Here is a 19212-nt window from a genome sequence, read left to right on the forward strand (position 1 = left end):
GAGTTTGTATGGCTCGGATACTAGGCCAAGTTTGCACGCTTGACGCTTACGAATATTTTTCAAAAAGCGAATCACGAAGTTGTAGGAGAAGCGGCAGATGGTAAAAAAGCGGTAGAGTTGCATCTTGAGCTTCAGCCAGATCTGACAACCATGGACGTTACCATGCCCGGGATGAACGGGCTTGAAGCTCTTATACAAATTAAGACTCAGTCCCAGCATGCCAAAGTGGTGATGTGTTCTGCTATGGGTCAGCAAAAATTGATTGTTGAACCGATAGAAAAAGGTGCTAAAGATTTCATTGCTAAACCATTTGATGAAAGAATGGTACTCGAAGCCATTGAACGTGTGTTAAGTTAGGTACGGACGATCAGAAAAGAAAGTGTGAATGTTTATGTTTTGGTTAATAGCAAGTACACTGGTTGCGGCGTGTATGGCTACTGCTATGATTTTTATTAGAATGAGGGCAGCCAGGCAGCCGGCCAGTATAAAAAAAATCATTCTCCCGCCGTTTTTTATGAGTACTGGTGCTTTTATGTTCATTTTTCCTGCTTTCCGGCTGGAGTGGACCCAGGTGATTGAAGCTGTATCAGTAGGAATGCTTTTTTCAATCTTTTTGATTCGCACTTCCAAATTGGAGGTGCGAGAGGGTGATATCTATCTTAAACCATCTAAAGCGTTTGTATTTATCTTATTCGGGTTACTCATTCTACGCGTTATCCTGAAATTAATAATCGGACAAACCATTTCCTTCGGTGAAACGAGCGGAATGTTCTTTTTACTTGCTTTAGGAATGATTCTTACCTGGAGGCTCGCTATGCTCCGGCAATATTTGCGGCTTGAAAAATCGATAGAAACATAAAAGAAGACCCGGCAGATGGTGTGCCGGGTCTTCTTAACGATCAAATAATGGCTGATATGGTTCCAGATCGATATCTTTCTCTTCAAGTTTTTTAATTAAAAATTTATGATCCCGTTTGGGAGTTGCTAAAATATAACCTTCAATAATCACTTCTTGGGTTATTTTTTTCCGTCTTTTTTCCAAAGCTACCTGACCAATTCTTCCGGCAATTTTCTGCCGGGCTACGTCACGAAATAATTCTGGAACCGGAGAAACTAACTCTTCTAAGAGATCCTTTTGTTCCTGTGTCCACATCTTACGTGTTTTATCCACGTAGTATTCTTCCCAGTCAATGATCGATTTCCCGTCTTCTTTAGGGAGCCGTTTTAAGAACTTACGAAACATAAAGAAGCCGCCGATCCCCATTAACGTAATTAAAACAACGGTCCAAGCAACGATAAAAAGGGCAAATCCGCCTGACATATTATCACCTGTTTCATTCATATATAAACTTACTTTAATTATAAGAGGAACCTCCAGGAAATACAAGAACGTTGACAACGAAAAGAAGGATGCTACTTGTACTATTCCAAGGATAAGTCGAAATATAAAAAATAGTGTCTAATTATTTTACTTATAAATCGTTTTCATTTACAATAAGGGGTGCAGATTTGTGAACTTATCCAATTAAAGGTCGCAAATGTACTATAATTGGGGAATGGGGAAGCCATTTTATACGGCTCTCCATTAAATTATGATGAGGGGGTAAAAGGAAGTATGGCTAGCAATCCATATAATTCTCGCAAACAATTTGAACTAAATGGCCAAACGTACAACTATTACGACTTAAAAGCCTTAGAAGATGCGGGGCAGGGCAAGATTTCCCGTCTGCCTTTTTCTATCCGTATTCTGCTTGAATCTCTTCTGCGCCAACATGACGGCCGTGTGATTAAAGATGAGCACGTGGAGAGTCTTGCAAACTGGGGAACTAGTAAATCTAAAGGGGAAGATGTACCATTTAAGCCTTCCCGTGTAATACTGCAGGATTTCACTGGTGTACCAGCTGTAGTAGACCTTGCTTCTCTTAGAAAAGCAATGGTGGACATGGGCGGAAGTCCTGACAAGATTAATCCCGAAGTTCCGGTAGATCTCGTTATTGACCACTCTGTACAGGTTGATAAATATGGTACAGCAGATGCTCTTAACATTAACATGGAGCTCGAGTTTGAACGTAACCAGGAACGGTATGAATTTCTTCACTGGGCTCAGAAAGCCTTTGATAACTATCGTGCCGTACCACCAGCAACAGGAATCGTTCACCAGGTAAACCTTGAATATATCGCGAATGTTGTCCATGCTAAAGAGGATGGCAACGGTGCTTATGATACTTATCCCGATACACTTGTCGGTACAGATTCCCACACCACTATGATCAACGGGCTAGGAGTTCTTGGCTGGGGTGTAGGTGGAATTGAAGCTGAAGCAGGAATGCTTGGACAGCCTTCATACTTCCCGGCGCCAGAAGTTATTGGTGTGAAATTGAATGGAAGTTTCCCACAGGGAACAACCGCTACCGACCTGGCTCTGAAAGTTACGCAAAAACTTCGTGAGCAGAATGTAGTTGGGAAATTTGTAGAATTCTTTGGTCCTGGGTTACAGGAAATGCCGCTGGCTGATCGTGCTACGATCTCAAACATGGCTCCTGAATATGGAGCAACTTGCGGATTCTTCCCAGTAGACGGAGAATCACTTGAATACTTACGTTTAACAGGCCGCAGCGAAGAACAAATTTCTCTGGTAGAGACATATTGTAAAGAAAACCAGTTATGGTATGATCCATCTCAAGAAGATCCAGAGTTTACTTCACTAGTTGAAATCGATCTCGGAGAATTGGAACCAAACTTGTCTGGTCCAAAGCGTCCGCAGGATTTAATTCCGCTTTCCAAAATGAAAAATTCTTTTGAAGATGCTGTAACAGGTCCAGCCGGAAATCATGGTTTTGGTCTTGATAAATCAGAATTCAAAAAAGAAGCTGAAGTTCAATTTGAAAGTGGGGAAAAAGCGGTTATGAAGACGGGAGCACTGGCTATTGCCGCTATTACTTCCTGTACCAACACTTCAAACCCGCACGTTATGCTCGGCGCAGGACTTGTAGCTAAAAAAGCTATTGAAAAAGGTCTTGATGTACCAGCTTACGTAAAAACTTCTCTTGCGCCGGGATCTAAAGTAGTTACCCGCTATTTAGAGGATTCAGGTCTGATGGAGCATTTAAATACACTAGGGTTTAACCTGGTAGGTTACGGTTGTACTACATGTATAGGTAACTCCGGACCACTTCTTCCTGAAATTGAAGAAACGATTGCTAACAATGACTTGATCGCTTCTTCTGTACTTTCCGGTAATCGAAACTTCGAAGGTCGAATTCATCCGCTCGTTAAAGCTAACTATTTGGCTTCACCGCCATTAGTAGTTGCTTATGCCTTAGCAGGTACTGTGGATATTGACCTTAAAAAAGAAGCAATCGGTCAAGACCAGAATGGAAATGATGTATTCTTTGACGATATCTGGCCTTCTCAGGAAGAAATCAAAGCCGAGATTGCACGAGTTGTTACTCCAGAGATTTTCCGTAAAGAATATGAAAATGTCTTCAACTCCAATGATAAATGGAACGAGATTGACACAACGGATGAGCCGCTTTACGACTGGAATGATGATTCTACCTATATCCAGAACCCGCCGTTCTTTGAGGGATTATCAAGTGATCCTGAGTCCGTTAAACCGCTTAACGGGATGCGGGTGATCGGTAAATTCGGTGACTCTGTAACAACAGACCACATCTCTCCGGCAGGTGCTATCCCTAAAGACATGCCAGCTGGTGAGTACTTGCAGGAAAAAGGAGTTAGTCCGCGTAACTTTAACTCTTATGGATCAAGACGTGGTAATCATGAAGTTATGATGCGTGGTACATTTGCTAATATTCGTATTCGTAATGAACTAGCGCCAGGCACTGAGGGCGGATTCACTACTTATTGGCCTACAGAAGAAGTTATGCCGATTTATACAGCTGCTATGAAATACCAGCAGGACGAAACACCTCTTCTAGTTATCGCAGGTGATGATTACGGAATGGGAAGTTCACGTGACTGGGCTGCTAAAGGTACTGATCTTTTAGGTATTAAGACGGTAATTGCTCAAAGCTTTGAGCGTATTCACCGCTCTAACCTGGTTATGATGGGCGTTCTTCCTCTACAGTTTAAATCTGGAGATACAATTGAATCTCTAGGGTTAACTGGCCGTGAAACTTACGATGTACAAATTGGGGAAGATGTAAAACCTCACGATCTTGTTACAGTTACAGCAACGGATGAAGATGGTAACAAGAAAGAATTTGAAGTTGTAGCTCGTTTTGATAGTGAAGTTGAAGTTGACTACTATCGTCACGGAGGCATTCTTCAAATGGTTCTGCGTAACAAAATCAGTTAACTTTCTTATTGGAAAGCCGCCTTATTCATAAGGCGGCTTTTTTGCATACGAGTGTGACAATATTTCTAGTATTTCTTCATTTATCTTTACAGACATATTTGGATTTCTATATTCTTATACTTAGTACATGTAGAATGATTTTGGGAGAGTGGACCAATTGATTAAACAAATTCTTGCTTCTGTATTTTTATTGGCTCTCTTATCTCTTGTTGCCTATAACGTGTGGAGTGAAAGAGAGACAAGCCCTGAAGACAGCGAATTACAGACATATGAAGCCAGCAAGGAAGAAAAAGGTACAGGCATGACTTCTCCTGATGCTCCGAGCGGATTAAAGGAAGGCGAAAAAGCTCCGGACTTCACATTAGAGACCTTAAAAGGTGAAGAGGTTAAGCTTTCGGATTACAAAGGAAAGAAAGTTTTTTTGAACTTTTGGGCCACGTGGTGTCCGCCTTGTCGTGACGAGATGCCTGAAATGGAACGATTTCAACAGAAGTATGGTGAGGAAGTCGCCGTACTAGCTGTAAATGGAACAGGGTCTGAAACCAGTATAGGTGAGGTCCAATCATATATAGATAAGGGCGGTTATAGCTTTCCTATACTCCTGGATAAAGATTTAGAGTTACACCAGACTTATCAAACGATTTCCATCCCCACCACTTATTTTATAGGAACAAATGGAGTAATCCAGGAACCCAGAAAAGTTGGTCCGATGTCGTATGATTTCATGATAGAAATGAAAAATACTTTAGAATAGGTATAATACATGTTTTAAATGGAAATCCTTAACAAAAAAGGAGAGATTTCCGTGAGAAAACAGAGAACGTTATCTTTTGAAGATCTTGTTAAAGAGAACATTCGCTCTATAGAGGAAGATCAGCAGTTGATGGATCAAATTGATGAGCGGATAGAACAAAGACATAATGAAAGAATAAAGCAAATCCCATCATAAACGGTGGGATTTTTGTATGGTATAAAAGGTTTCCAAGTGGGAAAATTAAGGATTGGCTTTATTAAACAAAGCCAAACTAAGGTTTAGAAGGAGGCGAACTCATGACACATCGATCTAATCCAGATAACCGGTCGGATAATGTAGGGAAATTGCAGGAAAAAGTAACCAATACCATTGAAAACATTGAAGCTTCCCATGACTCTCTTAAGTTTGCTACAGAAGAAGAAAAAAAGAACATCGAAGATAAAAACAAACGGAGAAACCAATCTATTTATGCAATGCGTGAAGAGATTAAAGACGAGGCTCGTAATCAAAAGTATTAATGATAAAACCGCTTCTAGCTTAGCTGGAGCGGTTTTATCATGTATTGAAAGAATAGGTTGGGAATCGAGTTCATCTACATAAACAGTTCACTATGATAAAATATATAACGGTGATAGGAAAGGAAGTGAAGACATGATCGAACAGTTAAAACAATGGAAAAGCATCGACGAAAAGCCTCCGCTTTCAGAAGTAGAAGCTCTTCGTTATTTTAATCAAGAGGAAATACAAGACACAGAACTAAAGGCTCTCCTTTATGTGACGTTAGCCTATCATCGGATCAAACGTCATCCAGAGCACGAGAAATTAGCTGATCAATTTATCGATGAAGCAAGGGTGCTCGCAGGTAATCATTCACTGGTCACGGATTTATATGAATCGAAGCAGATGATGCAAGCCTATACTCACTTAAAGCGCACACCACTTGAACAGTGGGTGCTTCATGAAACAGACCATGATTCAGCTAAAGCAAAAAAAGCTCGATCTATATATGAAGATGTAACTAAACTGAAAGCCCAATGGGATTCAGAATTAGCTTCTAAAACATTAATAGACGCTACTAACCGTATGAAATTATATCAGGAAGTATATGAACAATTAGACGCTTTAGAAAAGATAATGACGGAGGCGCTTAATTCAATTGAAAATCGGCGAATTCGTCTCCCGGTTAAAGAAATTAACGAGCGTACTAGAGAACTTTCTGACCACCAGGATGAATTGTATAGAAAACTGCCCCGGTTTTTAACAGATGCTTCTTCTGGTAATCCATTGGAAGCTTTTGATCAGATGGTAGGTCTAAAAGACGTAAAGACGTATATTAGACGGTATTACCATTTTCTAAAATACCAGCAGCACCGAAAAAATTTTGGTTTCTCCATGGTAGATGAACCAGGTCTGCACATGATTATTACCGGCAATCCAGGGACAGGCAAAACGACGATGGCTCGTTTACTAGCCAATATATATCACGAATTGGGGATTCTTGATACTAAAGAAGTTGTAGAAGTCAACCGCTCCCATCTGGTTGGCTCTTATGTCGGTCAAAGTGAAGAAAATACGATGAATTATGTGAAGCAAGCAATTGGTGGAGTTCTCTTTATTGATGAGGCCTACAGTTTAAAGCGCGAGGGCCAGACGGGTAATGATTATGGACAAGCTGTGATCGATACGCTGGTGTCAGCCATGACTGGAAAAGAGTTTGGAGGAAAATTCGCTGTAATATTAGCAGGGTACCCAGAAGAGATGCGGCAGTTTTTATGGTCAAATCCTGGGCTGCGAAGCCGTTTTCCTGAACAAAACCACATCTCTCTTCCTGATTATAAAATGGAAGAATTGATTACTATTGCCGAACAGACGGCTATTGATAATGATTTCTTTTTTACAGTAAGCGCACTAAATGAGTTTACCTCTCTCATTGATCGAGAGCGTGTGGACGATTCCTTTGGCAATGCCAGGACTGTAAAAAATCTGGTTATGAAAACAATTTTCCAAAAAGGGGCCCAGGAGGCAGAGCGTGATAAAACTCACTGGCTCGATCATATGAGAATTGATGAAAATGACCTGGCATGGGACACTTCGGCTGCCGACGAGAAGACATCACCCAGAAATCGTTTAGATGAATTAATCGGCCTCGATAACGTAAAGGCGGAGGTGCGAAAATTATCTTCTTTTGTCCAGGCTCAGCAAAAGAGGAAAGAGAATGGATATCCGGTCGTACCTATTCAATTGCATTCTGTGTTTTCGGGAAATCCAGGTACGGGTAAGACGACCGTTGCAGAAATCTATTCGGATATTTTAAAACAGTGTGGTCTTCTTAAAAGAGGTCACATGGTTGTTGTATCCAGAAGCGATCTTGTGGCAGGATATGTCGGCCAAACGGCAATGAAAACGAAGCGGAAAATCCGGGAAGCTCTTGGAGGAGTACTCTTTATTGATGAAGCTTATTCTCTCTATAACGGAGGAAGGGATGAATTTGGTAAAGAGGCGATTGAAACCCTGGTTGATGAAATGACCAAGCATAATGAAAACCTCGTCGTGATTCTGGCCGGCTATCAGCATGAAATGGAACAGCTTGTTGAAAGCAATCCAGGACTATCTTCGAGGTTTAAGAAATATTTTCATTTCCCTGATTACAATGAACAGGAACTATTGGAAATGACCCATTTCCAAGCGCACCAATTTGCGTACACTTTTAACGAGTGGACGGAAGAGTTCCTGCTTGAGAAATATAAAAATCACCGAATTCGTGGAAACGGACGATTTGTAAATAATCTTGTTAATGAAGCTATTCAGTATCAGGCGACGCGAATTGTAGAAAATGATGCTGCAGATATGAATGAATTAATCGTAAACGATCTTGAAAAAGCCTGGCAGGCCGTTCGAAGGGAGTCCTAAAAGATGAAAGTCGTAGAAACACCGATACAGGTAAGGTATCAAGAAACAGATATGATGGGCGTAGTTTATCATGCCAATTATCTAGTATGGTTTGAAATTGGTCGAACTGCTTTTATTGAAGAGCTTGGTTTCAAATACTCGGAAATTGAGAAACTAGGAGTTGTTTCTCCTGTTATTGATGCTAATATAAGCTTTAAACATCCTGTTCGCTATGGTGATGAAGCCGTTGTAAAAACATGGGTCGATGAGTATGATGGTCTGCGTGTCACCTATGGATATGAAGTCGTTCATGGAGATGGAAGTCTAGCCGTGTCAGGACAAACGAAGCATGTCATTGTAAAAAAAGAAAACTTCCGCCCAGTTTCTATAAGACGAAGCTTTCCAGATTGGCATGAAGCTTATTTAGCGGCTATGGAAGGAGAGCACTAATGGCTTTTGGGGTGAAAAGAAAGGAATTAGTTGACTGGAAAAGAAAAGTAGAGAGAGGGGAAATAGCGTTTTTAACTCACTTCTGGCTTGATGATCGGTTCCCGGGGTGCGATACGGTTACTAAAGTGGGCTGTTCTGATATTGAGAAATTAACTCAATGGGGAGCTCAATATGGGCTTAATGCCCGTTGGATTCATCATGATCCGCGCTTTCCTCACTTCGATTTATTTGGGGACCACCAATATAAAATCTTAATGAAAGAACAAAAATGGGAACATATTGAACGCTTCAATCTAAGTCCTTAATTTTGTTGTGGAGCTGCCCTTTTGGGGCGGCTTTTTTTATCCAAAAGAAGGGAACTTCGTAATAGATGAAGAAAAACCAGAAACTCAGCTTAGAGCTGAAGAGTTTCTGGTTTGATGTAAGGACTATTGGTACTGGAAGTCTGGTTCTTCCCATTTAGAGCTGAATTCTACTTGTAATGAGTGTCCTCCGAAGTACCATTCATCATCTTCCTCTATAAAATAAGTGATCTTTCCAACTTTTGTTTCCGCAATAGGTTCAGATGGTTCTTCTATGCGAATTGCTAAAGAAAATCCTGGCTGGAGACCACCTGTTCCTCCATAACGGACATAAAATCGAAGGTTTGTATTGTCATCTACATCTAGTTCTTCTTCATACCATTTAGCTGCTTCTTCTGTGACGGTAAGATCCATTCATTATTCAACTCCTTCTATTCTATGGTCGTCTTATATGATGTATCCGGAAATAGGTATAGATAAACCTAATAAAATAGAAAGACAATCACCTACAGATGGTTGTCTTTCTTATCTTTATCAGGAACCGGATCAAAACCACCTTTATGAAAAGGATGGCATTTCAAAATCCGCTTAATGGTCAAATAAGCCCCTTTTAAAAAACCAAACCTCTTGAAGGCCTCCAGCCCATACTCGGAACAAGTCGGTTGGAAACGGCAGCTGGGAGGGAAGAAAGGGCTGATTCCTTTACGATAAAATTTTATAAGTGCAATCATGACACTTTTCATAAAATAAGCCCTTATTCAATCTCTTGTTTTTTATCATAACTTAGAGTGGCTACTGCATCGTGCAGATGGATAGATTCTTCATTTCGACAAGTTACACTAAAGGCTTCCACAAATTCATATTCATATAAATCAGCTGCAACCAAACGAACAATGTCTTCTACAAAACGAGGATTCTCATAAGCTTGCTCCGTAACCATTTTTTCATCTGGTCTTTTTAAAACGGGGTGAATGCGGGCACTTGCATTACTTTCGGCAGCCTCAAGCAAAGCGGCTTTCCAGTCAATTTTCTGTTCGTCGAAATCATCCGTTAAGGTAACAGTCATAGATACATTTCCTCGCTGGTTATGGGCGCTGTACTCACTGATTTCTTTTGAACAAGGACAAAGAGTCGTAATTTTGCCCGTTAACGTAACGGTAACATCATGCCCGGTTTCTTCTTTATATTCATCACGGATGGTAGCATCTGCATAGTTCATACCAGTAAGATCTGAATAAGGCCCTTTTCTTTCAAAGAACCAGGGGAAATGTACTTCCACTTCAGCATCTTTTTGTTTTAAACGACCAGCAAGTTCCTCGGTAAAACCTTTCAAAGTCGCAATATCAATGGCAAATCCTTCGTTGTGATATTTATCTAATTGTTCAGTGAAGCGGCTCATATTCGTGCCTTTGCTTCCTTTCATAATGGAGGAGCCAAAGGAGAACGTGCCAATCGTTGTCTGAATTTCCGGCGTCAGTTTGCTTGGAATACGAATAGGATGCTTGACGTTTGAAATTCCTACCATATCGATATCAAAAAGGAAATCTTTTTTCGAATTTTGTAAATCAGCCATTTTATCTTTATCCACCGGTTTGGTACGTGGACCTGGTTTCACAGATCCAAATAATTGGTGGCGTTCTTCTTTGGAAGGTAATTGCTTATTATGGTTTAGTTCAGTTTTGTTCATAGTAAAAGACTCCTTTCAGGCCTTCATTTCTAAGTCAAAGTATACAATATGTAAATCTATTTATACAATTTAATGCTTTTATTAATGTGTTGGTAAAAACAGGATAGAACCTGTCCCCATGGTTGTTTTACTATCGTTTCCACAAAAAAGGAGGTCTATGCTTTTTAGCACAGACCTCGTGAAAAGCAGGTTACATCCAAGTGATTTTTGGTTCCGTTTTGTTCATAATCCTTTTAATGTTCGATCGATGACGGTAGATCACGAATAGCGTGAAAAGAGTAATGACAATGGTCAACCCGAAATCCCGGGCGATAAGAGTAGCCACTATCCCGACGACACCACTGATCATAGAAGATAGAGATACATATTTACTAATGTATAAAGCCAGGAAGAAAGTGGCTAATAGTATAAAGAAAATGATAGGATTAACTCCCAATATCACGCCTGCGGACGTGGCAACAGCTTTTCCGCCTTTAAAACCTGCAAAGATTGGGTACATATGACCAATCACGGCAAAAATCCCGATGATTAGGGTAATGACTTCAGCTCCAAACAGTAAAGGAAGGACGGTTGCAAATGTCCCTTTAAGGATATCCGCTGAAGTTACAATTAAACCTGCTTTAATACCTAATACACGAAAAGTGTTGGTCCCACCCAAATTACCGCTTCCGTGCTCTCTGATATCTGTATCATAGCCATATTTCCCTATTATCAGACCTGATGGAATGGACCCAAGCAAGTACGCGATAATAGCAAATAAAGCGTATTCCATGCCGCTCATCTCCTTCGTTGCTTTATTCTATTTTACCATGAGAGATTTGATGAAAGAACCCGGCAGCTTCATTGTAAAGATTAAACGTATAGATTTAAGCAATTAAAGTTATTTTCAATTTACGATTAATAGATCAGAACTTATGTATTAAAATTCCTAGTTGTAACAACTTCCTATTATACCAATTCATAACCGTGTGACAAGAAGTTTCTCGCAAAGTTCCAGTAAGGAGAAGATATAAAAAATAATTTCTCAATGTGTTCTGAATGATTTCGAATCTTTGCAATATGTTTGAAATTGTGGAATTGTGGAAATATAAAATTCATATTTTATTAGATTAAAGAGGGGGAAGACCATGATTACGTTTAAAGACGTAACAAAGACGTATCCTGACGGGACCACAGCTCTGAAAGACATTGCGTTGCACGTAAATGACGGGGAGCTGTTAACGCTAATTGGTCCCAGTGGCTGCGGTAAGACTACAATGATGAAGATGATTAACCGATTGATCCATCCTACAGAAGGGTCGATAACTATACATAATAAAGATATTCGCGAATATAACATTCACGAGCTCCGCTGGAATATTGGTTATGTATTACAGGAAATTGCTTTGTTTCCTCATATGACGATAGAAGAGAACATATCTATTGTTCCTGAAATGAAGAAGTGGAAAAAGAAAGACCTTTCTAACCGTATTGATGAACTGATGCGTATGGTAGGGTTAGATGCTGAAAAGCACCGGAAGCGGAAACCAAGCGAATTATCGGGCGGTCAACAGCAAAGGGTAGGAGTGATAAGGGCTCTGGCTGCTGATCCGGATATTATATTAATGGATGAACCGTTCAGTGCCCTGGATCCAATTAGTCGTGAGCAGCTACAGAAGGATATTCGACAGTTACAACAGGAAATTCAGAAGACAATTGTATTTGTGACTCATGATATGGATGAAGCTATGGCTCTAGGTGACAGAGTTTGCGTGATGCAGGCTGGAGAGATTGTTCAATTAGACACTCCTCAGAATTTAATTCTAAATCCGGCAAATGAATTTGTGAAAGATTTCATAGGAAGCCGTAAAACTCCATGGGAAACAGCGGTGGACGTCATTATGGACCGGACAAAAAATCAAATGTACCCTGTGGCAGAATTAGAGAAAGGAACAGTTCCTCATAAAGGAACATTTGCATTAAAAAATCCTGATGGTACCTATGCCACTGCGGTTCATGATGGCAAGACATTGGACCTTCCTGCTCTGGAAAATGGAATGACTTTAAAAGAGGCTACAGCCGTTTTTGAAAAAACAGATTATCCAATGCTTCCTGTAGTTAAACAGGATCAGCTTCTAGGTACCCTCTCTTACAAAGATATCGTCTTTTATTTGAAAGAAAACCACCATGAAAAAGGGGTGGGACAGCTATGAACCAATTTAAAGAGGTTTTTATTCAACGCCAGGATGTCTTACTCGAAAAGATTTGGGAACATTTACAGATCTCCATTATTGCTTTAGTGATTGCTACGCTTATTTCCGTACCTCTAGGATTACTATTATCTCGAAAGCACAAAGTTGCTGAACCGGTTATTGGGGTCACCGCGATTCTACAAACCATCCCGAGTCTCGCAGTCTTAGCGTTTTTAATTCCTTTGTTCGGTATTGGACAGACGCCTGCCGTTATTGCCTTAACAGCTTATGGCCTGCTGCCTATACTTAGAAATACGTACACAGGAATTAAAGAAGTAGATCCTGCTCTTAAAGAAGCAGCTACAGGGATGGGAATGAATTCTTTTCGCCGCTTATCCCGTGTAGAGTTACCACTTGCTATGCCGGTCATTATGGCGGGAATTCGTACGTCTATGGTTTTAATTGTAGGTACAACCACCATCGCTGCTTTAATTGGTGCTGGAGGTTTAGGTGATTTAATTCTTCTCGGACTTGACCGCGGAGGTGATGTGAACCTCATCCTTCTTGGAGCTGTACCAGCCGCTCTATTAGCTATTATATTAGATGTGATCCTCCGACTATTCGAGAGAACATCCGCCAAGTCTGGTTTTCGGTCTCTCGTAAGTCTTTTGGTTATTGCAGCATTAATAGCTGTAGGTCCATTAGCGTTTGGCGGCAAGGCTAAAAATGATCTCGTGCTTGGAGCAAAATTAGGCTCGGAACCTGCTATTTTGATTAACATGTATGAAATGCTCATTGAAGAAGAAACAGATCTTTCTGTAGGACTAAAACCAAACTTAGGGAAAACAGATCTTGTATTCAGTGCCTTACAGGAGGGCAGTATAGACATATATCCCGAATTTACAGGAACGGCTATCGTATCCTTGCTGGATGAACAGGCGAATAGCAATGAGCCGCAGGAAGTTTATCAGCAGGCTAAAGAGGGCATGGCTGAAACCTATGATATGGCGTTCTTAGAGCCTATGGAATTTAATAATACGTATGCTGTAGCTACTACACAGGAGCTTGCTGAAAGATACAACTTAGAATCGATTGGGGATTTAAAACAGGTGGAAGACCAGATCACTGCCGGTTTCACTCTTGAGTTCAATGATCGTCAGGATGGTTATCAGGGAATGAAAGAAGTATATGATTTAAATATTGATGAAGTGCGAACGATGGATCCGGGATTGCGTCAGGGCGCTATCAAAGATGGCAGTGTGGATATTATTGATGCATATGCCACATCAGGATATATGGTAGACTTAAACTTGAAGGTTCTTGAAGATCCTGAGAACTTGTTCCCGCCTTACCAGGGCGCCCCCCTAATGAGGCAGGAGACTTTGGATAGATATCCTGAAGTAAAAGATGCTCTTAATCAATTAGGCGGAAAAATAACTGGTGATAAAATGCGTCAAATGAACTATGAAGTAGATTATGAAGATCGAAGCCCTGAAGAAGTTGCACGCGAGTATTTAGTGAGCGAAGGCTTAATTGAAGAATAGGAGGTAGAATATGACATTTAAAAATCCTTCACGCGAAAAAGTTGCGGAAGTTTTAAGAAATTCTAAAACGATTGCGGTCGTCGGTCTATCAGACAAGCCGCACCGCACTTCTTATCAAATCAGTAAAGCTATGCAGGAAGCGGGATACCGTATTATTCCTGTGAACCCAACCATCAGTGAAGCATTAGGTGAAAAAGCTGTGGCTCGATTAAGTGATATTACCGAACCTATTGATATCATAAACGTGTTCAGAAGGTCAGAATTTCTTCCTGAAGTTGCTAAAGAGGCTTCTGCTATCCCTGCTCAAGCTTTTTGGGGGCAGCAAGGGGTTATTCACGAAGATGCTTACGACGAGTTAAAGGACAAAGATATGACCGTGATCATGGATGTTTGCATTAAAGTTGCCCATGCAGTTTATATGTAAAAGAATATACTTTTTTTAAAAAAAATCCCTGTCTAAACAGGGGTTTTTTCATGTTGATATTAGAATAATGTTTGCGAAACCTTATAAAATCGCTACAATATAACAAGCAGCATTTTTTATTGAGCGTTTACACAAACGAACGTTTGTTCTATTATAGTAGTAGATGAAGTTGACGAGAAAGGAGCCGATGGTAAATTGGCGAAGCAGAATCAAACATACTCAGATGATTCCATACAAGTACTAGAAGGTTTGGAGGCGGTCCGAAAACGACCGGGGATGTATATTGGATCTACAGATCACCGCGGCCTCCACCACTTGGTACACGAAATCGTGGATAATGCTGTAGACGAGGCATTAGCCGGGCATGGAGATCAAATGACGGTAACTCTTCATAAAGACGGCAGTGTTTCTGTAGAGGATGAAGCGCGAGGGATGCCGACCGGAATGCACCAGACAGGAAAGCCTACACCCGAAGTAATTTTGACTGTGCTTCACGCGGGGGGAAAGTTCGGACAGGGGGGCTATAAGTCAAGCGGAGGTCTTCATGGCGTCGGAGCTTCTGTCGTAAATGCCTTGTCTGAATGGCTGGAAGTCTATATATGCAGGGATGGAGAAAGGTATTATCAACGTTTTGAAAACGGAGGCCTCCCCGTAACTTCCCTGGAGCATAAGGGAACGACAAGGAAATCAGGAACAACCATTCGTTTTAAACCAGACCCAGGCATCTTTTCAGTAACGAAGTTCAGTTTCGAAACTTTATCGGAGCGTTTGAAGGAAGCTGCTTTTCTTTTAAAAGGGTTTCGAATCAATTTAATTGATGAACGTAGTGAGAAGGTTAAAGAGGTTTACCAGTATAATGATGGCATTGAATCCTTCGTTTCTTACCTCAATGAAGAGAAAGATACTCTTCACCCCGTAGTATCCTTCGAGGGTAGCTATAAAGACATCGAAGCTGATTTCGCATTCCAATTCAATGATGGTTTCGCAGAGAATATCCTTTCCTTTGTTAATAATGTTCGTACAAAAGATGGAGGTACGCACGAATCAGGTGCGAAAACGGCGATTACAAGAATTTTTAATGACTACGCGCGTCGTGCTCAATTAATTAAGGAAAAAGATAAGAACCTGGAAGGAAATGATATTCGTGAAGGATTCACCGCAGTGATCTCTGTTCGAATCCCTGAGGAATTTCTTCAATTTGAAGGTCAGACCAAAAGTAAATTAGGAACTTCAGAAGCACGCTCAGCGGTGGACGCTGTAGTGGCTGAGCAATTATCTTATTTTCTTGAAGAAAATCCTGATGTAGCTTCTATGCTTATTAAGAAAGCTGTAAAAGCGAAGGAAGCAAGAGAAGCGGCACGTAAAGCTCGTGAAGACGCAAGATCCGGAAAGAAGAAAAAAAGAAAAGATACTTTACTGAGTGGGAAGTTAACGCCTGCTCAATCCAGAAACCCTCAGAAAAATGAACTTTACCTCGTGGAGGGAGATTCAGCAGGAGGTTCTGCTAAGCAGGGACGAGACCGTAAATTCCAAGCGGTTTTACCTTTAAGAGGAAAAGTTATCAATACTGAAAAAGCGAAAATAGCTGATATCTTTAAAAATGAAGAGATTTCCACGATTATTCATACCATCGGTGCCGGTGTAGGCGGCGATTTCACCCTGGAAGACTGTAATTACGATAAAATTGTCATTATGACGGATGCGGATACGGATGGAGCCCATATCCAAGTATTACTGCTGACATTCTTTTACCGTTATATGAGACAGCTTGTCGAAGCAGGGAAAATATTCATTGCACTGCCTCCGCTTTATAAGGTATCTAAGGGTAAAGGCAAGAAAGAACAAACCGAATATGCCTGGGATGAAGAAGGAATGCATAAGCTTCTTAAAGAGTTCAAGAACGGCTACTCCATTCAGCGTTACAAAGGTCTTGGTGAAATGAATGCCGATCAGCTTTGGGAAACCACGATGAATCCTGAATCCAGAACCTTGATAAGGGTAACAATAGATGATCTGGCACGCGCAGAGAGGCGTGTAACCACATTGATGGGCGATAAAGTAGAACCTCGCCGCAAATGGATTGAATCCCATGTCGCCTTCGGTATGGAAGACGAAGCTAATATTTTGGAAAACGACAAAATTCAAACATAAAAGGGGGATATTCTGTTGGCAGAGGCAGAGAAATATTTAGATTTACCATTGGAAGAAGTTCTTGGAGATCGTTTTGGACGGTACAGTAAATATATCATCCAGGAACGTGCTCTTCCCGATGCGAGGGACGGTTTAAAACCCGTACAGCGTCGTATTTTATTTGCAATGCATCAGGAAAGAAATACACATGATAAGGCATACAGAAAGTCGGCTAAAACAGTCGGTACTGTAATTGGTAATTACCACCCGCACGGAGACTCTTCTGTTTATGAAGCGATGGTACGTCTAAGCCAAACGTGGAAATTACGAAAACCTCTCGTGGAAATGCACGGAAATAATGGAAGCGTGGACGGAGATCCGCCAGCCGCTATGCGTTACACCGAAGCCAGACTTTCCGCCATTTCATCCGAACTGCTGCGCGATATCGAAAAAGAAACCGTAGAATTCATACCAAACTTTGATGACACTATTGAAGAACCGACTGTTCTACCAGCTAAATTTCCAAATCTTCTTGTGAATGGTTCTACAGGTATTTCGGCAGGTTATGCCACTGAAATACCTCCGCACAATCTCGGCGAGGTTATTGATGCCGTAATTATGAAGATTGATAAACCAAAAGCAGACGTACCTGAATTAATGACTAAGCTGAAAGGTCCTGACTTCCCGACCGGAGGAACGATTCAGGGTGTGGAAGGTATTCAGAAAGCGTATGAGAACGGAAAAGGAAAAATCGTACTTAGAGGACGTGCGGAAATACAGGAAGTCCGCGGTGGACGAGAGCAGATTGTCATTGATGAAATTCCTTTTGAAGTTAATAAAGCTACCATGGTTAAGCGTATGGATGAACTGCGTATTGATCGTAAGGTAGAGGGGATTTCGGAAGTACGAGACGAAACGGATCGGACTGGTCTCAGGGTCGTGATTGAACTGAAAAAAGATGCCAATAGTGAAGGTGTGCTTAACTATCTTTATAAGCATACAGATCTTCAAATATCATATAGCTTTAATATGGTTGCTATTCATGATCGGACTCCTACACTCCTGAGTTTGCCAACGATGCTGGATGCATATATATCCCACCAGAAGGAAGTTGTCACCCGTCAGGCCGTCTATGACTTGAACAAAGCTAAAAAGCGGGCGCATATTGTTGAGGGACTGATCAAAGCCATCTCGATTCTTGATGAAGTCATAGCGACCATTCGCGGCTCTAAAGACAAGCAAGATGCCAAACAGCAATTAATGAATCAGTATTCGTTTACAGAAGCTCAAGCAGAGGCCATCGTCACGCTTCAGCTTTATCGTTTAACGAATACGGATATTACGGCTCTTGAAGCGGAAGCGGACGAGCTTCGCAAGCGAATATCTTATTTAGAGAAATTACTCGCCAGTGAACATGAACTTATGAAAGTTATCAAGTCCGACCTTCGAAGCATGAAAAAACAATACAGCGAAGACCGGAGAACCAAAATAGAAAATGAAGTACAAGAACTTAAAGTGGATCTTGAAGTAACGGTGGCCAGCGAAGATGTACTTGTTTCTGTTACAAAAGACGGCTACCTGAAGCGTACAAGCCTTCGTTCATATGCGGCCTCTAACGGAGCAGATTTCGCTTCAAAAGAAGGCGATCATCTCTTAAGACTTCTTGAAATCAATACAACGGATACTATTTTGCTGTTTACGAATCTCGGTAAATACCTGTTCCTGCCTGTTCATAAACTTCCAGACATCAGATGGAAGGATTTAGGTCAGTATATTTCGAACATTGTCCAGGTGGAGAAAGATGAGTTTATTGTGGAAGCGATCCCGGTCCGCGAATTCAATGAAGACCAGTATTTACTTTTCTTCACCAAAAACGGGATGGTAAAGAAAAGTGAATTGAAGCTGTATCAGGCTCAGCGACATTCTAAGGCTCTCGTAGCTATTAATCTAAAAGGAAATGATGAAGTAGTGGATGTGCACGTCACGGATGGTCATTCTGAAATCTTCATTGCCAGCAACAAGGCTTATGGTTTATGGTATTCTGAGGAAGAAGTTAATGCTGTGGGTCAGCGTGCTGCCGGGGTAAAAGCTATTCATTTGAAAGAAGAAGAAGAAGTTATTTCAGGGCAGATCTTCCAAAAAGATGAAGATCCTTCCGTATTTCTTTCTACGCATCGTGCTGCCGTTAAACGCATGCGTCTGAAAGAGTTTGAAAAGGCTTCTCGTGCTAAACGAGGTGTCATTATGCTGCGCGAATTAAAAAACAATCCTCACCGTCTGATTGATGTTCATTTAGTTCAGCGAGATGATCAAGTGATATTGAAAACGGAAAAAGAGGTATCGATTACGTTGAACGTCATGGACTTCAAAGCTAACGACCGTTACAGTAACGGCTCTTATGTTATGGATACAGACCAGAACGGAAAAATATCCGAAGCATGGGTTAAGCCTGTTTATGAAAACCCGTTTCAATCTAAGGATCCGGATAGCAATTAAAGAAAAGGCAGTCTCTATGGAGGCTGTCTTTTACTATATTCTAA

19 protein-coding genes are annotated in these 19212 nt (G+C 41.0%); 14 read left to right on the plus strand and 5 right to left on the minus strand.

Translation table 11 applies throughout. From position 1 onward, the window contains the following. Positions 1-39 precede the first annotated feature (39 nt). Positions 40-357, plus strand: coding sequence for a response regulator (locus LCM11_RS01240; RefSeq protein WP_263622224.1), 318 nt, complete (start codon positions 40-42; stop codon positions 355-357). A 34-nt stretch (positions 358-391) separates the two neighbouring features. Next, entirely contained in the window at positions 392-859 is a 468-nt protein-coding gene (locus LCM11_RS01245; RefSeq protein WP_224892476.1) for a CcdC family protein, read from the plus strand. Positions 860-892: 33 nt separating this feature from the next. On the opposite strand, the gene LCM11_RS01250 is transcribed toward LCM11_RS01245, so the two are convergent. Beyond that, positions 893-1321 (minus strand): DUF2621 domain-containing protein, encoded by a 429-nt coding sequence (locus tag LCM11_RS01250; protein ID WP_224893066.1) that lies wholly within the window; start codon positions 1319-1321, stop codon positions 893-895. A 294-nt stretch (positions 1322-1615) separates the two neighbouring features. On the opposite strand from LCM11_RS01250, the gene acnA reads away from it, so the two are divergent. From acnA to LCM11_RS01285, 7 genes are all read left to right on the plus strand, one after another. Then, complete coding sequence (acnA, locus tag LCM11_RS01255; protein ID WP_224892477.1) at positions 1616-4321, plus strand: aconitate hydratase AcnA; 2706 nt, start codon at positions 1616-1618, stop codon at positions 4319-4321. 148 nt (positions 4322-4469) lie between these two features. Next, positions 4470-5075, plus strand: a complete 606-nt coding sequence (locus tag LCM11_RS01260) for a TlpA disulfide reductase family protein (protein ID WP_224892478.1) — start codon at positions 4470-4472, stop codon at positions 5073-5075. Positions 5076-5126: 51 nt separating this feature from the next. Further along, entirely contained in the window at positions 5127-5270 is a 144-nt protein-coding gene (locus LCM11_RS01265; RefSeq protein ID WP_224892479.1) for an FbpB family small basic protein, read from the plus strand. Positions 5271-5371: 101 nt separating this feature from the next. Beyond that, the gene (gene tlp / locus LCM11_RS01270; RefSeq protein ID WP_224892480.1) at positions 5372-5593 is read left to right on the plus strand and encodes a small acid-soluble spore protein Tlp; all 222 of its coding nucleotides are present in this window, start codon (positions 5372-5374) and stop codon (positions 5591-5593) included. A 133-nt stretch (positions 5594-5726) separates the two neighbouring features. Further along, positions 5727-7985, plus strand: coding sequence for an AAA family ATPase (locus LCM11_RS01275; protein WP_224892481.1), 2259 nt, complete (start codon positions 5727-5729; stop codon positions 7983-7985). Positions 7986-7988: 3 nt separating this feature from the next. Next, positions 7989-8414, plus strand: a complete 426-nt coding sequence (locus LCM11_RS01280; protein WP_224892482.1) for an acyl-CoA thioesterase — start codon at positions 7989-7991, stop codon at positions 8412-8414. Then, complete coding sequence (locus LCM11_RS01285; RefSeq protein ID WP_224892483.1) at positions 8414-8719, plus strand: hypothetical protein; 306 nt, start codon at positions 8414-8416, stop codon at positions 8717-8719. Before LCM11_RS01280 ends, LCM11_RS01285 begins: the two co-directional genes overlap by 1 nt. Before the next feature lie 123 nt (positions 8720-8842). On the opposite strand, the gene LCM11_RS01290 is transcribed toward LCM11_RS01285, so the two are convergent. The 4 genes from LCM11_RS01290 to plsY form a co-directional block, all read right to left on the minus strand. Next, positions 8843-9130 carry a HesB/YadR/YfhF family protein gene (locus LCM11_RS01290; protein ID WP_224892484.1) on the minus strand — a complete coding sequence of 96 codons (288 nt, stop codon included), beginning with the start codon at positions 9128-9130 and terminating at the stop codon, positions 8843-8845. A gap of 92 nt (positions 9131-9222) precedes the next feature. Continuing rightward, a complete protein-coding gene (gene yidD / locus LCM11_RS01295) occupies positions 9223-9459 on the minus strand; it encodes a membrane protein insertion efficiency factor YidD (protein ID WP_224892485.1) in 237 nt (78 codons plus the stop codon). An 11-nt stretch (positions 9460-9470) separates the two neighbouring features. Beyond that, positions 9471-10403: a GTP cyclohydrolase FolE2 gene (folE2, locus tag LCM11_RS01300; protein ID WP_224892486.1), complete on the minus strand. Its 933-nt coding sequence runs from the start codon at positions 10401-10403 to the stop codon at positions 9471-9473. 190 nt (positions 10404-10593) lie between these two features. Continuing rightward, a complete protein-coding gene (gene plsY / locus LCM11_RS01305; protein ID WP_224892487.1) occupies positions 10594-11175 on the minus strand; it encodes a glycerol-3-phosphate 1-O-acyltransferase PlsY in 582 nt (193 codons plus the stop codon). Positions 11176-11530: 355 nt separating this feature from the next. Here plsY and LCM11_RS01310 point away from each other — a divergent pair, with 355 nt between their 5' ends. From LCM11_RS01310 to parC, 5 genes are all read left to right on the plus strand, one after another. Next, complete coding sequence (locus tag LCM11_RS01310) at positions 11531-12595, plus strand: ABC transporter ATP-binding protein (RefSeq protein ID WP_224892488.1); 1065 nt, start codon at positions 11531-11533, stop codon at positions 12593-12595. Further along, positions 12592-14118, plus strand: a complete 1527-nt coding sequence (locus LCM11_RS01315; protein WP_224892489.1) for an ABC transporter permease/substrate-binding protein — start codon at positions 12592-12594, stop codon at positions 14116-14118. The genes LCM11_RS01310 and LCM11_RS01315 overlap by 4 nt, the downstream gene beginning before the upstream one ends. 10 nt (positions 14119-14128) lie before the next feature. Beyond that, the gene (locus LCM11_RS01320) at positions 14129-14542 is read left to right on the plus strand and encodes a CoA-binding protein (RefSeq protein WP_224892490.1); all 414 of its coding nucleotides are present in this window, start codon (positions 14129-14131) and stop codon (positions 14540-14542) included. A gap of 195 nt (positions 14543-14737) precedes the next feature. Further along, positions 14738-16693, plus strand: coding sequence for a DNA topoisomerase IV subunit B (gene parE / locus LCM11_RS01325; RefSeq protein WP_224892491.1), 1956 nt, complete (start codon positions 14738-14740; stop codon positions 16691-16693). 15 nt (positions 16694-16708) lie between these two features. After that, positions 16709-19168, plus strand: coding sequence for a DNA topoisomerase IV subunit A (gene parC / locus LCM11_RS01330; protein WP_224892492.1), 2460 nt, complete (start codon positions 16709-16711; stop codon positions 19166-19168). Positions 19169-19212 lie beyond the last annotated feature (44 nt).

Source organism: Halobacillus halophilus, from assembly GCF_020171985.1.
Taxonomy (GTDB): domain Bacteria; phylum Bacillota; class Bacilli; order Bacillales; family Halobacillaceae; genus Halobacillus; species Halobacillus halophilus_A.